The 16796-nt window shown below is 56.5% G+C and carries 16 protein-coding genes; all 16 read left to right on the forward strand.

Features of this window, described 5'->3' with window-relative positions; genetic code table 11:
* The first annotated feature begins 279 nt into the window (after nucleotides 1–279).
* The 16 genes from RBB44_RS09300 to fliR all read left to right on the forward strand — a co-directional run bounded on the left by RBB44_RS09300 (nucleotide 280) and on the right by fliR (nucleotide 16795).
* A complete protein-coding gene (locus RBB44_RS09300) occupies nucleotides 280–1218 on the forward strand; it encodes a flagellin (RefSeq protein ID WP_209175771.1) in 939 nt (312 codons plus the stop codon).
* Between the two features lie 155 nt (nucleotides 1219–1373).
* Entirely contained in the window at nucleotides 1374–3020 is a 1647-nt protein-coding gene (fliF, locus tag RBB44_RS09305) for a flagellar basal-body MS-ring/collar protein FliF (protein ID WP_306147103.1), read from the forward strand.
* Entirely contained in the window at nucleotides 3020–3661 is a 642-nt protein-coding gene (locus RBB44_RS09310) for a hypothetical protein (protein ID WP_306147104.1), read from the forward strand. The genes fliF and RBB44_RS09310 overlap by 1 nt, the downstream gene beginning before the upstream one ends.
* On the forward strand, nucleotides 3661–5085 hold the full coding sequence (locus RBB44_RS09315) for a MotB family protein (RefSeq protein ID WP_306147105.1): 1425 nt from the start codon (nucleotides 3661–3663) through the stop codon (nucleotides 5083–5085). Before RBB44_RS09310 ends, RBB44_RS09315 begins: the two co-directional genes overlap by 1 nt.
* Before the next feature lie 32 nt (nucleotides 5086–5117).
* Nucleotides 5118–6317, forward strand: coding sequence for a chemotaxis protein (locus RBB44_RS09320; RefSeq protein ID WP_306147106.1), 1200 nt, complete (start codon nucleotides 5118–5120; stop codon nucleotides 6315–6317).
* Nucleotides 6314–7624: a flagellar hook-length control protein FliK gene (locus tag RBB44_RS09325; protein WP_306147107.1), complete on the forward strand. Its 1311-nt coding sequence runs from the start codon at nucleotides 6314–6316 to the stop codon at nucleotides 7622–7624. Before RBB44_RS09320 ends, RBB44_RS09325 begins: the two co-directional genes overlap by 4 nt.
* Nucleotides 7578–8156: a transglycosylase SLT domain-containing protein gene (locus RBB44_RS09330; RefSeq protein WP_209002422.1), complete on the forward strand. Its 579-nt coding sequence runs from the start codon at nucleotides 7578–7580 to the stop codon at nucleotides 8154–8156. Before RBB44_RS09325 ends, RBB44_RS09330 begins: the two co-directional genes overlap by 47 nt.
* 173 nt (nucleotides 8157–8329) lie before the next feature.
* Nucleotides 8330–9613: a flagellar hook protein FlgE gene (locus tag RBB44_RS09335; protein ID WP_133949874.1), complete on the forward strand. Its 1284-nt coding sequence runs from the start codon at nucleotides 8330–8332 to the stop codon at nucleotides 9611–9613.
* A gap of 35 nt (nucleotides 9614–9648) precedes the next feature.
* Nucleotides 9649–11121 carry a flagellar hook-associated protein FlgK gene (flgK, locus tag RBB44_RS09340; RefSeq protein ID WP_306147108.1) on the forward strand — a complete coding sequence of 491 codons (1473 nt, stop codon included), beginning with the start codon at nucleotides 9649–9651 and terminating at the stop codon, nucleotides 11119–11121.
* 5 nt (nucleotides 11122–11126) lie between these two features.
* On the forward strand, nucleotides 11127–12173 hold the full coding sequence (locus RBB44_RS09345; protein WP_306147109.1) for a flagellar hook-associated family protein: 1047 nt from the start codon (nucleotides 11127–11129) through the stop codon (nucleotides 12171–12173).
* Nucleotides 12174–12222: 49 nt separating this feature from the next.
* The gene (gene flaF / locus RBB44_RS09350; RefSeq protein ID WP_133949868.1) at nucleotides 12223–12573 is read left to right on the forward strand and encodes a flagellar biosynthesis regulator FlaF; all 351 of its coding nucleotides are present in this window, start codon (nucleotides 12223–12225) and stop codon (nucleotides 12571–12573) included.
* Between the two features lie 4 nt (nucleotides 12574–12577).
* Nucleotides 12578–13045, forward strand: a complete 468-nt coding sequence (gene flbT, locus RBB44_RS09355) for a flagellar biosynthesis repressor FlbT (protein WP_306147110.1) — start codon at nucleotides 12578–12580, stop codon at nucleotides 13043–13045.
* A gap of 11 nt (nucleotides 13046–13056) precedes the next feature.
* The gene (flgD, locus tag RBB44_RS09360; protein WP_306147111.1) at nucleotides 13057–13461 is read left to right on the forward strand and encodes a flagellar hook assembly protein FlgD; all 405 of its coding nucleotides are present in this window, start codon (nucleotides 13057–13059) and stop codon (nucleotides 13459–13461) included.
* A gap of 15 nt (nucleotides 13462–13476) precedes the next feature.
* Nucleotides 13477–13743: a flagellar biosynthesis protein FliQ gene (fliQ, locus tag RBB44_RS09365; RefSeq protein WP_133949862.1), complete on the forward strand. Its 267-nt coding sequence runs from the start codon at nucleotides 13477–13479 to the stop codon at nucleotides 13741–13743.
* 188 nt (nucleotides 13744–13931) lie between these two features.
* Nucleotides 13932–16022, forward strand: coding sequence for a flagellar biosynthesis protein FlhA (gene flhA, locus RBB44_RS09370; protein WP_133949860.1), 2091 nt, complete (start codon nucleotides 13932–13934; stop codon nucleotides 16020–16022).
* The gene (fliR, locus tag RBB44_RS09375) at nucleotides 16019–16795 is read left to right on the forward strand and encodes a flagellar biosynthesis protein FliR (protein WP_306147112.1); all 777 of its coding nucleotides are present in this window, start codon (nucleotides 16019–16021) and stop codon (nucleotides 16793–16795) included. The genes flhA and fliR overlap by 4 nt, the downstream gene beginning before the upstream one ends.
* Nucleotide 16796: the final 1 nt, after the last annotated feature.

Below are 16796 nucleotides of genomic sequence, written 5' to 3' on the forward strand. Positions count from 1 at the left end.
TGCTCGTACATCGGTGGTCCAAAGGACGGAAGTAGGTTTTTCGATTGCAGAAACACCTCCAAAAATCTGCATAGTGTCATTTGCCAGTTTGAAATACGGATAAGAATCAACTTGAAATGATCGGCGTAAGCTTCGCGCAAGGTTTGTGCTCTAGCTTGCAAATCACACGACGGGTTGAGCAAATCCTACCAACGCTCAAAAGCATGATGCTGCCCCGCCGTCCCGGTGTAACTCCGGAATGTCCCATCCTCAAAACTTATGATTTGAAAGGGACATATCATGTCTAGCTTGCTTACCAACGCATCTGCAATGACCGCTCTGCAAACGCTGAGCATGACCAACAAAGACCTGGCAACCACCCAAAACCGGATTTCTACCGGTCAGCGTGTTGCTACAGCGTCTGACAACGCTGCTTATTGGTCCATTGCAACGACCATGCGCTCTGACAACAAGTCTCTCTCGGCTGTTGAAGATGCTCTTGGTCTTGGTGCAGCGACGGTTGACACCATGTACACCGCATTGGAATCAACCGTTGATAAGCTGTCCGAAATGCGGGCGCTTCTGGTCACTGCATCTACACCGGGTACTGACCCGTCCAAGACGCAGGAAAACATCACAGCTCTTCAGAACACACTGACACAGTCTGTCGACTCTGCTGTTTTCAACGGCCAGAACTGGCTGAAAACTGACTCAACAGTAGCAACAACTGCTGCTGAAATCGTCAGCTCCTTCACCCGTGACTCTTCTGGTGCGATCTCTATCCTGAAGACAGATGTTACTCTTGCTAACATCCGCCTTGTGGACTCGAGCACTGCCCGGAGTGGTGTGCTTGATCAGGACCGCTCGACATTGGTGGCCACCGCGGTAACCGGTACGCTCACCGGTGACAGCATTCTGACCTGGGACGTGTCTGGGCTTGACGCAGTAGACGATACTGCGACTTTCGAAAGCCTGATTGCGCAAGTCGATGATGCTCTGCAGTCTGTGACTTCGTCTGCTGCGTTCCTGGGTGCGATCAAGACCCGCGTTGACCTTCAGAAGGACTTCGTGTCCAACCTGACAGACGCTATTGATCGCGGTATCGGTCAGCTTGTTGATGCAGATATGAATGCGGAATCCACCCGCCTTCAGGCCCTGCAGACCCAGCAGCAGCTCGGTATTCAGGCTCTGTCCATCGCAAACCAGGGTTCTCAGAACATTCTGTCCCTGTTCCGTTAATCTTCACCGATTTCCGGATGAGAGGCCGCGCCCTTTTGGGCGCGGTCTTTTTTTGTTTTGGAATCAGCCCCTTCACCAAAACATGACAGGCTCGCACAAGCTCCGGATCCGATATTGCAGGGAACTTGAGACGAACGTGCATGAAGGGGTTATGCATGCCGGGCCGTGAACACGCCGAAAAACTTTGGGCCAATTTGATGGAATTGGGCATGCGCCGATTGATTGCGCTTGCTCTGATTGGCCTTGCGACCATCGCCACAGTTGGGGCTGGCGCATTTTATTTGAGCCGGCCGGAAACGACGCCGCTTTACACAGGCCTGACCGGCGAAGACGTGTCGCGGATCGGTTCCGCCTTGCGCGACGCAGGAATTCCGTTTGACGTCAATTCTGAAGGCGATGCGGTCATGGTCAGTCATGGCCAGACGGCCAAAGCAAGGATGCTGCTTGCCGAAAAGGGGCTGCCGCGCGGCGCGAACTCAGGCTACGAGCTGTTTGATGATCTCGGGTCCCTGGGTCTGACATCCTTCATGCAGGAAGTGACGCGGGTTCGGGCGCTGGAAGGCGAACTCGCCCGCACAATCCAGCTGATGAAAGGTATCCGTGCCGCGCGGGTTCATATCGTTCTGCCAGAAAAAGGCTCTTTCCGGCGCGACCAGCAGCCACCATCGGCCTCTGTCGTTATCCGGTCCGATATCCCGGATGATGTGCGCACCGCCGACGCAATTCGGCACCTTGTCGCGGCCGGCGTTCCGGGTATGGAAGCTGCAAAGGTTACAGTGCTGGATACGACCGGCGGCATACTCGCGGCCGGAAAGGACCCGACCAAAGCGTCCGCGGGCCAAATGGCAACCCTTGAAACGGCCGTCAGCAACCGGATCCAGGAAAACGTCCGCAAGACGCTGACGCCCTATCTTGGTCTCGACAACTTTCAGGTCAGCGTTGCGGCAAAGCTCAATACCGACCGGAAGATGATTGCCGAGACCATCTTTGACCCGGATTCGCGGATCGAACGGTCTGTCCGTACAATTCGTGAAAACGAAAATGCGGAAAATTCTAGCGCGGCAACGCCAGTGACTGCGGAACAAAACCTGCCAGATGAAAATGTCGAAGCGGATGGCGGAGAACGGTCTCTGGAGGAAGCGGAACGGCGCGAAGAGACCGTCAATTATGAAATCTCGTCCAAACGGATCGAAACTTCCCAGGACGGTTACCGCGTTGATCGCTTGTCCATTGCCGTCCTTGTCGACCGTGCGCGCTTGGCGGCTTCTCTTGGCGGATCACCCACACAATCCCAGATCGAAGAACAGGTTCGTGAGATCGAAGCGTTGGTGGCATCTTCTGCAGGTGTCGCTGAAGAGCGGGGCGATCTCGTAAAAGTCTCCGTTGTTGACTTCGTCGATGGCGGCCGGGATCTGGAGCCGATCCCGCCGATCGGTGTCACCGAGTATCTGCTCCGTCAATCCGGCAACATCATCAACGCACTGGCGATCCTGACGGTGTCCATGCTGGTGATCTGGTTCGGGTTGCGTCCGGCTGTTGCTGCCCTCGTGCCGCAAGTGAACAGCGAGCAGGCCGAAATGGCAGAAATCGGTCTCTTGCCGGAAGGCGCAGAAGATGCCGCAGATCCGATGGATGGCGAGACCGGTTTCCTGATGCCGCCGGACCATTCCGATCTGCTTCAGGACCTCAACAGCAAGCGGAACAAATCCGCCCTGAAGAAGCTGGAATCCCTATTGGAGTTCAACGAAGAGCAGTCTGCCGCGATCCTGCGCCAGTGGCTCTATGACACGGAGCGCACCTGATGACCGCATCTGCAGCCGCCCATATTCCGGTTTTTTCGGCCCCGACTTTCAAGTCTTTTGATCCTGAAGACGCCCTGATGGTTGACGTGATCCTGCCGGATCACGAACCGGAACCCATCTTGAGCGAGGAAGAGCTCCGGCGCGCGGAATATGAGCGTGGATTGAGTGAGGGAGACGAGCGTACCCGTAATCACTACGAGGCCCTCCTTGAACAGGAGCGCGAGAAACATGCAAGGGATCTGGAGGAAGAGCAGATCCGCTTTGAGATGAGGGAATCTGCAAACGTCGCAGCCGCGATCGATGGCTTTCTCGAGATCACGGAAAAACGTCTGTCCTATTCGGTTTCCAAGCTACTGATGCCTTTTCTAAAGCAAAACGTCGTCGACCAGCTGGTCAGGGCCTTCGCCGAGCAACTGACACAACTGGCAGAGGTACCTGGTGGAACATCTATCCGGATGCGTGGACCGGAAACACTTGTCGCTCAGGTGCTCCAGCAACTGCCGGACTTGAAAGACCGTATTCAGGTTCAGCCGGCCGACCAGGTCGAGTTGGAAGCGATTTTCGATGAGACCGTTATCGAAACCAGGCTGGAATACTGGTTGGGCCAGCTCGACGCGTTGCAGCTTGAGGAGACGGTCTGATGGACAATATGCCGAATGAAATTGTGATTGTCCGACGCCGCAACAACTGGGACGATGACGAAAAGCCCCATGGCGTTTGGAAAATTGCCTATGCGGACTTCATGACGGCATTGATGGCGTTTTTCCTGGTCATGTGGCTGATCAACGTGACCGACGAAAGCGTCCGCCGCGGTGTCGCGCAATATTTTAATCCGGTCAAACTGGCCTCGACAGCTCCCAACCGGAAGGGTCTCAATGACCCGATCGTCAATGGTGATACGAACGAAAACGGCACTAAACTGTTTACCGGAAAGCTCGGTGGAACGGATGAGCAGGAAAGCACCCAGGAACGGTCCGGAGAAGCGGACGTGGAAACGGAAGGGGTGAGTGCATCGGATACTGATGAGATAAAAGCAACGGCGGGCGCTCAGGCGACCTCTGGGGAATTCACCCAATCTCATCCAGAGTCGATTTTGTTTACTGATCCATACGCAGTGCTCGATACGCTCGCCCAGAAAATTAATGTCGCCCGGACGAGGGAATCCAATCCGGAGGGCATTGGTTCAGGCTTGGAGAAGGAACAAGGCGCCCTCGGTGGTGAGGCCTACCGGGATCCATTCGACCCGCAGTTCTGGCAATTCCGGCCGGGCCGCGGTGTTGACGGCGCAGCTGCCGAAACAGCTGGTTTGCCGACGCGGCCGGGCACCGGAAACGGCGCAGGTCAAAGCGGCGATCAATCAGACGGTGACAAGTCCTGGAGTGCGCCCTTCGAAACCGATGGCACCACAGAGCAGGCCCAAACTGAAAGCGGAACCGGACCAACCAGCGAAGCCGGAACTGCATCGGGCGATGGTCCTTCCGAACTTAACGGAACTGCACAGAACCAGATCGTTGCGCATGTAAGTCGCAGAGATCAGGAAAACGCTGTTCCGGCCGAGACCGAAGGTGGAGCAACTGAAGCCGAGCCTGTACCCGGAGCTCGTTTGGTCGCCGAACTATTGACAGTCCTGGAGGCTGCGGAAGGTACACTATTGGAAAACACCGCCGCGCAGATCACAGTCGTCCGGCAAGACGATGGGGCGCTTATCAGTCTGACCGACGATCAGAACTTCGGCATGTTTGCCATAGGCTCCGCTGAGCCGCGTCCGGAACTGGTGAGCTTGCTTGAACGCCTTGGCAAGGTGATTTCCAAAACCGAAGCGCAGATTGTCATAACCGGCCATACAGATGCCCGTCCGTTCAAAAGCGCGACCTATGACAATTGGCGGCTGTCTTCGGCGCGAGCCCATATGGCGCTGTATATGCTGTCGCGCGGCGGTGTTGGATCGGACCGGTTCGTGCGCATTGAAGGCGCCGCCGATCGGCACTTGAAAAACGTGGAAGATCCGTTTGCGGCGAGCAACCGGCGGGTGGAGATCTACTTGCTGGAGGAGGTTGCAGAATGAACGGATGCATCGGGCAAAATTGGATAAGGCGCTTGACGCGTATTGCAAGCACCGTCGCCGCGATCCTTGGAGCTGTCGTGGTCTTCGCGGGCCAGGCACCAGCAAACCCAATTGCCAAGGAGCCATTTGAGATGGTGCGCGCGCTTCAAAGCGCACAGGAGCAGGTTGCTTCAGGCAGTGATTCAGCTGCGGCCATGCAGCGGGCCTTGCTCGAAAAGATGGATGAGGCATTTCTGCAGTTACCACCGGAAGCCTGGCAGGATCCGCGCAATGCCCGGGCATCGGTCATTCATCTTCTGAGCGGCGGTAATCCGGAGGTTGTACGTCATTTGCTGACGTTGACCCCGGCGCCAGTCATAGACTTGAACTTGATGGAAGCGTCCTTGGCCTATGTTGAAGGCCGCGAAGAGGACATGCTGACCCGCCTTGCCGATGTGGACCCGCTGAATCTTCCGCCGAGCCTTGGTGGGCACATAGCTTTGGTAAAAGCGGTTCCCTACATACAGACCGATCCGGTCCGGGCGATGGAGCTTTTGCAGATCGCGAGCCTCTTGATGCCAGGAACGCTGGTTGAGGAAGCTGCGCTTAGGCGGGAAGTTTTGGTCGCCGGTCTGGTCGGGGACATTGAACGCTTCCGGACGCTTTCGATCCGCTATCTGCGCCGGTATCGGGCTTCGGTCTATTCAGGTGATTTCCGGCGCCGGTTCGCCATTGCCCTCGACACGCTCGGTTTCGTTGAAGACCAGGACAAGTTTGATCTGCTTTACGGCGTGCTTGAAGAGTTCGAGGACGACAGCCGCCGGGGGCTGTACATGCGGCTTGCGCGCTCGGCCTTGTTGGGTGGAAACCTTCAGATCGCTTCTAAGGCGACCGATCAGGCTCAAATGCTGGCCGTTGCAGGAACCGCGGAATACGAACTTTTGAAAATCTACCAGGTTGCGACCCGACTGAACCGGGAAGCGGTCAAGCCAAACCGGGATCTCTTGTGGACGGTGAACAAGGCTGCTCTAACGCCTGAGGATTTGGATTTTTTGTATGCGGTGAACACCGTTCTGAATTCGATCCGCCATTTCCCGGATCCTCCCGACAACTTCATTGGAGCCTTCAATTCCGGTGGAACACTTGGAACGCCCACGGAACGTGAATGGCTCACGGCCGACATGGAACTTGCGGAGTTGTTGTTGCGCCGCACCGAAACAATGCTGGTGCAGGCTGGAGACGTAAAGAAATGACTGTAACAACCCAAGCGATGATCCGCACGCCCTCCAAGGCTCCTGTCGGCGGAGACGGGAACCAGGGGGAGGGCGGCAAGAACACAGGAAAAGATGTCGCGGATCAGTTTCGGGCCATGATGTCGGATTTGAAGGCTGTCGATGGCAACGCAAAGGATGGCGACCGGAAAGCGGCAACCTCTGAGGGTGCGGAGCAGACAGACACTGCGACAGGCGAAGAAACTGGAAACACCGTCAAATCAGATGTCGCTGGAAAGCCGGAACCATCATCGTTCAGCGTGGCCAATTTGACGGATGCCATCCGAAAGGCGTCCCAGACAGTCTTGGGTGCCCAACCCGCCGGAAAAGAAAGCGCTCAAGGGCAAGACGCTGCTGAAACCCAGTCTACTCAGCACTCCATGCCGGCTGCTGCCGCATTGCCTCTTGGAACCGTCCTTGCCACGCGTGCCGGGCAGGGGACGCCACAACCAGCGCAGGGCAATTTTCCAGGAACGGCATCGCAGAATATGGCAGGTCAGCAAACTATGTTGGCTCAAAATGTAGCGAACGGCGCACAGGTTGCTGCTGGTGAGGCCGCAAAGACCGGGACTTCATCGCTTTTCGCTCAGTTCGGTATCGAACCCGAACGTGTTGGCGAGGGGGCAACAGGTACGGCCGCAGCCCGCAATGTCTTGCCGGAAGAGGCCGCGGGAACGGTCAAGGTCCTGCGCCAGGAAACGCATTTTGCGCCGAACATGCGGCTTTCACCTGCACAACAGGTGGGTGAGCAGATCGCAACTGCGCTCAAGGACATGCCGGTCGATACCGGACGTACTCAAGGTGGGCTGACCCACAAAGCCGAAGGGCCAGTTCTGAAGACGTTGGAAATCCAGCTGACCCCGCATGAGCTTGGCACAGTCAAAGTCTCGCTTCGTATGGTCGGCGAGAATGTTGAAGTAACCTTGGCAACCAGCAAGGCACAGACAGCCGAGCTCTTGAAACAAGATAGGCAACTGCTGGATCAGATGCTTCGGACCACAGGGTTTAAAGCCGACACGATCACGATCCAGGCCGCCGATGACCGTGCCACGGTGACCACCAACGTCTCCAACTCCAACTCCAGCTCCACTCAAGGTCAGCAAGGCACAAACGGTGGCGCGTTCGGGGACCAGCAGAACCAGAACGCACCCGGGAATGGCACCGGCGGCCGCGGCGAACAGACTGGTGGCCATGATGAAAGCAGTGCCTTCCCCGGTTTTGAATCGGCACGGGAGCAAAGCGATGAAGACGGCTCTAGCAACCGCCTTTCTGACGGCATCTATATGTAGTGTCGCAGTCCTCCAACCGATCCCGGCGTTCGCGGAAATTCAAAACGTCTGCGAACGCGAGATGGTGGCTGCATCACGCAAATATCAGGTCCCGCTCGGGATCCTCTACGCGGTGGGTCTGACCGAGACCGGCCGGCGCAACTCCCTTTATCCGCATGCCTTGAATATTGAAGGCAAATCGGTGTTTCCGCCGAGCCGGACAGCTGCGCGCCGGGATATTGAGGCTGCGCGCAAGAAGGGCAAGAAGCTGATCGATATCGGCTGCATGCAGATCAATCATCATTACCATTCGGATCAGTTCCGTTCCGTGGATCACATGCTCGATCCGCGGGCAAACGTGCAATATGCCGCCCGATTTTTGAAGGAGCTGCGTGGCCGCCAGGGCTCATGGACCATGGCGGTAGCCCGCTATCATGCCGGTCCAAACAACGATCCCGCCCAGAAGCGCTATGTCTGCACGGTGATCCGCAACATGGTTGCATCGGGTTTCGGCAACTGGACCAAAAACTCCAAAGCATTCTGCGGCGCTTGAACGTCAAAAACCGTCGCCGCGTGCGCCCTGTGGTCCGGTTCGCAATCTCGATATTTAAAGTTTAAGATAAATAAGTTTCTGTAATGATTGATAAAACAGATCTTGGGCTACAGCTTCGCGCAAGCTGGATCGGTTTGACTGTCACCAGTTGAATTGGAAACTGGAGACATTCCATGGGTCTTTCTGGGATTATGCGCACCGGTGTGTCCGGCATGAACGCGCAATCGAGCAAGCTCGGCGCAGTCGCCGACAACATCGCGAACTCAAGCACCACCGGTTATAAGCGGGCGGAAACCGAATTCGCGTCCCAGGTTCTCGCTCAAGGCGGTGGATCGTACAATTCCGGCGGCGTTCAAGCGCATACCAAATACGCCATTTCCGATCAGGGCTCCATGAGCTTCACAACCTCGAAGCTTGATCTGGCAGTTGACGGAAATGGGTTTTTCATTGTGTCCGACAGCACCGGAGCAGGCGCATCTCAAGCCCTGACGCGTGCAGGGTCCTTCGTTCCGGATGGCCAGGGGTATCTCGTCAACACAGCTGGCATGTATCTACAGGGCTATCCGATTACCAACGGCAATGCACCGTCTGTGGTCGCAAATGGTCTGGGCGGCCTGGAGCCGGTCAACATCACACAAAATCAGCTCGAAGCGACACCTACGAGCACGGCGACTTTGCATGCCAACGTTGATGAAGATTCTGCGATTGTTGCGGCTGCCAACTTGCCGTCCGCGAACGCTGCGACAGCCGAGTATTCTCACAAGACATCCTTGGTCGTGTACGACAATCTCGGCAATGAAGTAACGTTGGATGTCTATTACACGAAGACGACGGACACGCCGCCGACAACCGATTGGGAAGTGACCGTCTACAACGCGGCTGACAGGGATCCGGCCACGGGAGGTTTCCCCTATGGTGCCGGCAACATCGGGACAAGTACCATTCAGTTTGACACAACGACCGGTCAACGGACCGGCGCGGTGACTGCGGTCAACATTACGGTTCCGAATGGTGGCACCTATGACATTGACCTGACCAACTCCACCTACACCGATGCAGGGTTCACGGTGACCAATGTGGATGCTGACGGGAACGCACCGAGCTCCGTTGAGAAGGTGGAATTCGGTGAAGACGGGACCTTGTACTCGATCTACACAAACGGCGACCGCCGGCCGATTTACAAGATCCCGCTCGCCGATGTGCCGAGCCCGGACAAGTTGGATCCGGTGTCCGGCAACATCTACCGCCCGTCGATTGACTCAGGCGATGTCCGGGTGGGTTTCCCGGGTGACGGCGGTCTTGGTGAGCTGGCTGTTGGCGCGCTCGAAGGCTCCAACGTGGACCTCGCCAACGAACTCACATCGATGATCGAATCCCAGCGCACCTACACGGCCAATTCCCAGGTCTTCAAGGCCGGCTCCGACCTGATGCAGGAACTGGTGAACCTGGTCCGTTGATGCCGTTCAGCATTGAAACTTGAAAGTATTAAGTCATGAGTTTGTCCGTCGCCCTGCAGGTGGCCCAGTCAGCGCTGGCTGCCCGTCAGACAGAATCCTCGGTGATCGCCCGTAACATTGCGGGCGCTCAGGAGCCGGGATTTTCGAAAAAATCCGTGCAATTGAGCACGATGTACACCTCATCCGGCCAAGCCGGTGGGTTGAAGGTCAACGGAATTGCTCGCCTTTCCGACAGTGCTTTGTATTCGTCACTTCTTTCATCAACGTCGGTTGGAACGTCTCAGCAAACAGTCCTGGACGGAATGACGCGGCTTGCCGAAACAATTGGTGATACCGAGCTGGAAACGTCTCCTGCGGCAAAGCTCGGGCAGTTGAAACTGTCTTTGCAGAACTACGCGTCCGATCCGAACAACGTTGTCATGGCTCAAGATGCGCTGCTGAACGCCAAAAATATGGCGGACAGCCTCCACTCGAGCACAGAACTGGTTCAAGATGTCCGGGCAACGGCGGACGCTGACATGGCGACGTCCGTACGCGAAATAAACTCTCTGCTCGGAAAGCTTGAAGACCTCAACTCTGTGATCGTGAAGGGCACACAAAGCGGAGCAGATGTTACCGATGCCCTGGATAGCCGGGACCAGGTTCTGTTGTCGTTGTCGGAAGAGATCGGCATCAGCACGCTCAGCCGGGCGAATGGGGATGTTGTGGTCTACACAGACAGTGGCGTTACGCTGTTTGAGACGACCGCGCGGACGGTGACTTTCGCGCCTACCATCACCTATGATGCCAACACATCGGGAAATGCTGTCATCGTTGACGGCGTCCCGGTTGCAGGACCGGGCGCGGTCATGCCGATTTCTTCAGGTCGCCTGCATGGTTTGGCTGAACTTCGAGACGACACAGCTGTAACCTATCAAGACCAACTGGATGAAATCGCCCGAGGGCTGATTGAAGCTTTCCAGGAAGAAGATCAAACAACTCCTGGTGTTTTCCAGCAAGGGCTGTTTCTGGGGACCGGGACACCGATCCCCCCAAGCACTGTGCCCAGCGGAATTGCAGCTGATATCAGAGTGAATCCAAACGCAGATCCGGATCAGGGCGGCAGCCTTGATGCCATCCGCGATGGCGGGTTGGCGGGCGCGGCCTTCAACTACAACCCGGCAGGCAATGCTGGGTTCTCCGACCGCCTACAGGAACTTGTAACGGCGTTCGACACACCGCGGACTTTCGCGTCCTCCGTCGAGCTTGATCCGGATGCCAGCCTATCCTCTTTCGCCGCATCGTCAGTGAGTTGGCTGGAGAGTGGCCGCAAGACCATGACCAGCAATGTTGAAATCCAGTCCGTCATTGTCGGGCGGACAGCGGAAAACCTCAACAACACCACAGGTGTCAACATTGATGAAGAGATGACGCTGCTGCTCGAGATCGAGCGGGCTTATTCGGCGGCATCCCGCCTGATCACTGCAGTTGATTCCATGCTCGACGATCTCTTGATGGCCACGAGGTAACAGCCATGAAAACCACCTTTATCTCTACCTTCACACTGGCAGATTCGTCGCGGCGCAACATCCTGAGCCAGTCTAATTTGGTCAACAAGCTTGGGGTCGAATTGTCGTCTGGCCGCAAATTTGATGTGGGCTTGGATCTCGGAACGCGAACGGGTGAGAGCGTCACGCTGCGTTCTCAATTCCAGTTCTTGCATGGGATCATGGATACCAACGCGCTGACGAAGTCCCGTCTGGACGTCAGTCAAGCGGCGATGGACGATATCCTCACCACAGCGCAAGACTTTCAAGCGACCCTTGTTGCGCTGAAGGAGAACCCGCAAAGCGCGGATATCATCAAGGCCGACGCCGAAGGCAAATTGGGATTGATGGTTTCACGCCTAAACACCCAGCTAAATGGTAGCTTTGTCTTTGCTGGGATCAACGCGGATGAATTGCCGTTTGCAGATTATTCTGATCCCGCTTCTCCGAACAAGATTGCCGCAGATGCTGCCTTTTTGGCGGAGTTCGGTTTCAATCAGGCTGATCCAAGTGTCGCGACGATTACGCCGGCTTCAATGTCTGCATATCTCAGCGGAAACTTCGACACCATGTTCCAAGATCCGGCCTGGGGCACCACTTGGTCGACAGCATCGGATACGCCGCTGGCAAGCCGGATTTCGGCAAGTGAAACGGTAGGTTCCTCCACCAGCGCCAATGAGCAGGCTTTTCGGGATTTGGCCAAGGCCTACACCATGATGTCCGATATCGGCAATGAGACCCTGTCCGATGAAACTTTCAAGGTCGTGGTCGATGCGGCGATCGAAGCACTGAGCAAGGGCATTGGCGGTCTGACAACGGAGATGGGCAAGCTCGGCACCGTTCAGCAGCAGGTCGCTCAGGCAAATGAGCGTCTCACCGTTCAAACGAGCATTTTGAACACCCGCATCAACGACCTGGAGCTCGTTGACAAGGAAGAGACGGCGGTTCGCCTCAACACGGCGCTGACGCAGCTTGAAACGACTTACTCCGTGACCGCGCGGATGCAGGGCTTGAGCCTCCTGAACTACATCTGATCCAGCAAGTGGCTCGCCACCTATTTCAACTGAGCACCAGAGAGGGGCCATGTACAATTTGTCTTACGCTGAGGTGATGGATGACCTTTGCAGTGATGAACGGCTGAACGAACATGAGGCGATGTGCATCATCATCGGTAAGCTGACCACCGCACAGGAAAAAGGCATCCGTTCCCCGGAAGCCATCGATGCGCTGTTCTACACGCGCAGGGTCTGGGGGTTCTTCATGGAAAACCTCGCGGATGACGCCAATCAGCTGCCGGAAGAAATGCGGGCCAACCTGATATCGGTCGGTATCTGGGTGCTGAAAGAGGCGGAGGCTTTGCGTCAATGGGAGAAGGAAGACTTCTCCGACATCATCGAGATCAATTCCATCATCCGGGACAGTCTGGCGGGGTAAGCTCATGAAGATTGCGCTCAAATCAGGGGAACGCCTCTTTATCAACGGCGCGGTGATCCGCGCTGAACGCAAGACATCGATCGAGTTGATGAACGATGCCGTGTTCTTGTTGGAGTCTCATGTGCTTCAGCCAGAAGAGGCCACGACGCCGCTGAAGCAACTCTATTTCATCCTGCAGACGATGATTATGGATCCCGCGGCAGCGCCTGCGGCCAAGGATATGTTTCACGTCGTGCTGGCCTCAGTCTCAGGCGCTTTCTCAAGCACAGAAGTCCTGGATAAGCTGGATGAAGTCGGTCAACTGGCCCGCAAGGACCGTTGGTTTGAAGCCATGAAAACAGTGCGTGCACTGTACCCCCTGGAAGCCCGTCTCATGGCTGCAGACCATCGGGCCAGGCAGGAGGAAGAAAAAGCCTCAGGGTTTTCTGCTAGGCAACCTGCGTACTCTGAACCCCACCTTGAACTGGTATAAGGACACCTGCCATGACAAGCGTAAATCCGGTCGCATCGGCGGCCGCCGCGAACGAAGCCGGCGGCGCTAGAGCTGCTCAGGAGCAGTTGACCGTTGATTACAATGCGTTTCTTCAATTGATGATGACGCAAATGAAGAACCAGGACCCAACCAAGCCGATGGACGCGTCAGAGCAGCTGTCGCAATTGGCGACCTTCTCGCAAGTCGAGCAGGCGATCCAGACCAACACCAAGCTGGAGACAATGCTGACCAACATGTCCTTTGGCCAGGTTGATGATCTGATCGGCCGGACGGTCACGGACAGCAACGGAACAACCGGAGTGGTTGAGAAAGTCGAAATCTATTCCGACGGAACCATTCTCGGCCTTGATAACGGCAAAGGCGTGCTGCTTGGACCTGGTATTTCCATCTCCTAGAGGCTGTAGGTTGCCATGAATGAAGTTGACGCCCTGGATTTGGTCCGGACCGCGATCTGGACGATTCTCATTGGATCGGCACCTGCGATCATTCCTGCAATGATCGTTGGGATCGTAATTGCGCTCTTGCAAGCCCTTACACAAGTACAGGAAATCACTCTGACCTTCATTCCAAAGATTGTCGCCATTCTGGTGATGATCGTTATTGCAGGGCCGTTCATTGGCGGCCAGATGTATGCCTTGACCACGGTGATTTACAGCCGGATTGAAAACGGTTTCTGATCGCTAGCACCTGCGGAAACCTAGAGACGTCATCAGCGCATCCAAACATGAGGCGGTGAGCAGGTCATTCGACCGGCCGCCGCCTTCTGCTTTTTCGGTGCCTGACCGCGTGATCGCTGGCCGAAAAAAGCCTCGCGCAAGTTTGAGCGGCGATTTTGCCATCAGCTGACACGCGCAAGAGAGCAGGCATGACAGACACATCCATCACTTCCAGCGTCAACGGGGCTCCGGAAAGCCGCCGCGATGTTGGGTTCGCGTTCGGGATCGTGGTGATCCTCGCGGTTCTGTTTCTTCCCATCCCGACCTTTTTGATCGACGTTGGCCTCGCCATGTCGATCGCCTTGTCTGTTTTGATCCTCATGGTTGCCCTGTGGATCCAGAAACCCCTCGATTTTTCGTCCTTCCCGACGATCCTTCTGATCGCCACGATGCTGCGCCTGTCGTTGAACATCGCGACAACCCGCGTGATTCTCGCAAATGGCCACGAGGGTGTTAACGCGGCTGGCTTTGTTATTAGTGGCTTCTCGCAGTTCGTTATGAGCGGCGATTTTGTGATCGGTCTGATTGTCTTTGCGATCCTGATCACGGTGAACTTCATGGTGATCACCAAAGGCGCAACAAGGATCGCGGAAGTGGGAGCCCGCTTCACCCTGGATGCGATCCCGGGCAAGCAGATGGCGATCGACGCTGATCTGTCCGCCGGTCTCATTGACGACAAAGAAGCCCAGCGCCGCCGGAAGGAGCTGGAGGAGGAAAGCTCGTTCTTCGGATCAATGGATGGTGCTTCGAAGTTCGTCCGCGGCGATGCCATCGCCGGCTTGATAATTACGGCCGTCAACATTCTCGGCGGCATCGTCATCGGTGTTACCCGCTATGACATGTCGGTGTCTGATGCGGCTGATGTCTTTACCAAACTGTCCGTCGGGGATGGCCTTGTCTCCCAAATTCCTGCACTGATTGTCTCGCTCGCTGCTGGTCTCTTGGTGTCCAAGGGCGGAACACGTGGGTCAGCCGACAAGGCGGTTCTTGACCAGCTGAGCGGCTATCCTCGGGCCTTGTTCGTGGCCGCTGTGCTGATGGGTGTTTTCGCGCTCATGCCGGGCTTGCCGATGCTGCCGTTCTTCATGCTTGCGGCGATCCTCGGCTTTATCGGCTACTCGATCCCGAAACGCCAGGCCGCGCGGCAGGCAACGGAAGACAAAAAACGTGCAGATGCCGAGCGCCAGGCGAAGGAAGAGGCGAAGGATTCGGTCAAGGAGTCGCTGAAGACCGCCGAGATCGAGCTGGTGCTTGGCAAGCAGCTCTCGGCCGAGCTGGTGGTCAATCATGGCGAGTTGTCCCGCCGGGTTGCCAAAATGCGCCGCAAGTTTGCCGAACAGTATGGTTTCGTAGTCCCAGAGATCCGTGTATCGGACAGCCTGACGATTGATCCGAAAAGCTATCAAATCAAGATCCACGGCACGATCGTGGCGTCCCAGCAAATCAAGGTCGGTGAGCTTCTGGTCATCCCAAATGGTGACGAGCGATTGCCGGTGCCGGGCGATGAGACCCGCGAGCCCGCATTTGGCATGCCCGCCATCTGGGTGCCCAACGCCTACCGGGATGAAGTGCGGCGTCACGGTCTGGAACCGGCTGAAAACAACACGGTGGTGCTGACACACCTCAGTGAGGTGATCCGCAACAACCTGCCGCAACTCTTGTCCTACAAGGACATGCGCAACCTCTTCAACCGGCTGGATCCTGAGTACCAGAAACTGCTGGATGACATCTGCCCGGCCCACACGTCCTTCTCCGGCTTGCAAGCCGTGATGAAGCTGCTCCTGGCTGAGCGGATTTCCATCCGGAATCTCAACCTCATTCTGGAAGCGGTTGCCGAAATCGTGCCGCATGTCAGACGGTCTGAGCAGGTTGTGGAGCACGTGCGCATGCGCATCGCCCAGCAGATTTGCGGCGATCTCGCTGAAGGCGGCCCTCTGCAAGTGTTGCGGCTCGGCAATCGTTGGGATCTTGCCTTCCACAACGCGCTCAAGCGCGATGCCAAGGGCGAAGTGGTGGAGTTCGATATCGAACCTCAATTGGTGGAAGATTTCGGCACGCAAATGTCCGAGGCCGTCAAGAAACACATGAAGAGCGGTCAGAGGTTTGCCATTGTCGCCGCGCCGGATGCCCGTCCTTACGTGCGCATGATCGTGGAACGCATGTTCCCGACTCTTCCGGTGCTCTCACATCTCGAGATTGCCCGCGGTGTTGATGTGACCGCGCTAGGGACGGTGTCGTGATCTCCGGAGGTCTGCTGTTCAGCACCTACGGCTCATCTCTGGTCCTGGCAACGTTTCTTCTGTTTTGCCGGATCGGAGCCTGTCTGATGGTCATTCCGGGTTTCGGCAGCAACCGGATCCCGATGCGGGTCCGGCTGTTTATCGCACTTGCCATCTCCCTGGCATTGTCGCCGCTGCTGGTGCCTGACATTCAGGAGGCGTTGCCGGATGAAGCCCTTGGCACTGTCTCCTTCTTCATTGGGGCGGAGCTTCTGACCGGCTTGTTTATTGGGTTTCTCGGGCGGATCTTCATTGCAGCCCTCGAAACACTGACAACATTGGTCTCCATGGCGATCGGCATGTCCAACATGCCCGGCATGCCGATCGATGGTGTCGACGCGCTTCCGCCGGTCGCAAACCTCTTCACGCTGACCGCAACAGCCATGATTTTCATTGCCGATCAGCATTGGGAAATCCTGCGCGGTCTTGTGCAGTCTTACGAAGTCATTCCGCCTGGGCGGCCCTTGGCGGCGATGGCAAGCCTGGAGCAGTTTGCAGAGCAGCTGGCGCGAACATTTGTCCTGGCGCTTCGGGTGGTCAGCCCGTTTGTCGTCTACACGATCGTCGTGAACCTCGCCGTCGGGCTGATCAACAAACTGACACCGCAAATCCCGGTCTACTTCATTTCACTGCCGTTCGTGATCGCGGGCGGTCTCTACTTCCTTTACCTCGTCGCGGCCGAAGCAATCATGATCTTCCTCGACGGGTATTTCACCTGGCTTCAATTGGGTTAGC

The organism is Roseibium sp. MMSF_3247 (assembly GCF_030733765.1).
Lineage (GTDB): Bacteria > Pseudomonadota > Alphaproteobacteria > Rhizobiales > Stappiaceae > Roseibium.

Excerpts from the sequence above, each read along its gene's own strand:
- RBB44_RS09325 (WP_306147107.1), top strand. The coding sequence starts at position 6,314 with ATGACTGTAACAACCCAAGCGATGATCCGCACGCCCTCCAAGGCTCCT.
- flaF (WP_133949868.1), top strand. The coding sequence starts at position 12,223 with ATGTACAATTTGTCTTACGCTGAGGTGATGGATGACCTTTGCAGTGAT.
- RBB44_RS09335 (WP_133949874.1), top strand. The coding sequence starts at position 8,330 with ATGGGTCTTTCTGGGATTATGCGCACCGGTGTGTCCGGCATGAACGCG.
- flbT (WP_306147110.1), top strand. The coding sequence starts at position 12,578 with ATGAAGATTGCGCTCAAATCAGGGGAACGCCTCTTTATCAACGGCGCG.
- fliF (WP_306147103.1), top strand. The coding sequence starts at position 1,374 with ATGCCGGGCCGTGAACACGCCGAAAAACTTTGGGCCAATTTGATGGAA.
- flgD (WP_306147111.1), top strand. The coding sequence starts at position 13,057 with ATGACAAGCGTAAATCCGGTCGCATCGGCGGCCGCCGCGAACGAAGCC.
- RBB44_RS09300 (WP_209175771.1), top strand. The coding sequence starts at position 280 with ATGTCTAGCTTGCTTACCAACGCATCTGCAATGACCGCTCTGCAAACG.
- RBB44_RS09330 (WP_209002422.1), top strand. The coding sequence starts at position 7,578 with ATGAAGACGGCTCTAGCAACCGCCTTTCTGACGGCATCTATATGTAGT.
- flgK (WP_306147108.1), top strand. The coding sequence starts at position 9,649 with ATGAGTTTGTCCGTCGCCCTGCAGGTGGCCCAGTCAGCGCTGGCTGCC.
- RBB44_RS09345 (WP_306147109.1), top strand. The coding sequence starts at position 11,127 with ATGAAAACCACCTTTATCTCTACCTTCACACTGGCAGATTCGTCGCGG.
- fliQ (WP_133949862.1), top strand. The coding sequence starts at position 13,477 with ATGAATGAAGTTGACGCCCTGGATTTGGTCCGGACCGCGATCTGGACG.
- RBB44_RS09310 (WP_306147104.1), top strand. The coding sequence starts at position 3,020 with ATGACCGCATCTGCAGCCGCCCATATTCCGGTTTTTTCGGCCCCGACT.
- flhA (WP_133949860.1), top strand. The coding sequence starts at position 13,932 with ATGACAGACACATCCATCACTTCCAGCGTCAACGGGGCTCCGGAAAGC.
- RBB44_RS09315 (WP_306147105.1), top strand. The coding sequence starts at position 3,661 with ATGGACAATATGCCGAATGAAATTGTGATTGTCCGACGCCGCAACAAC.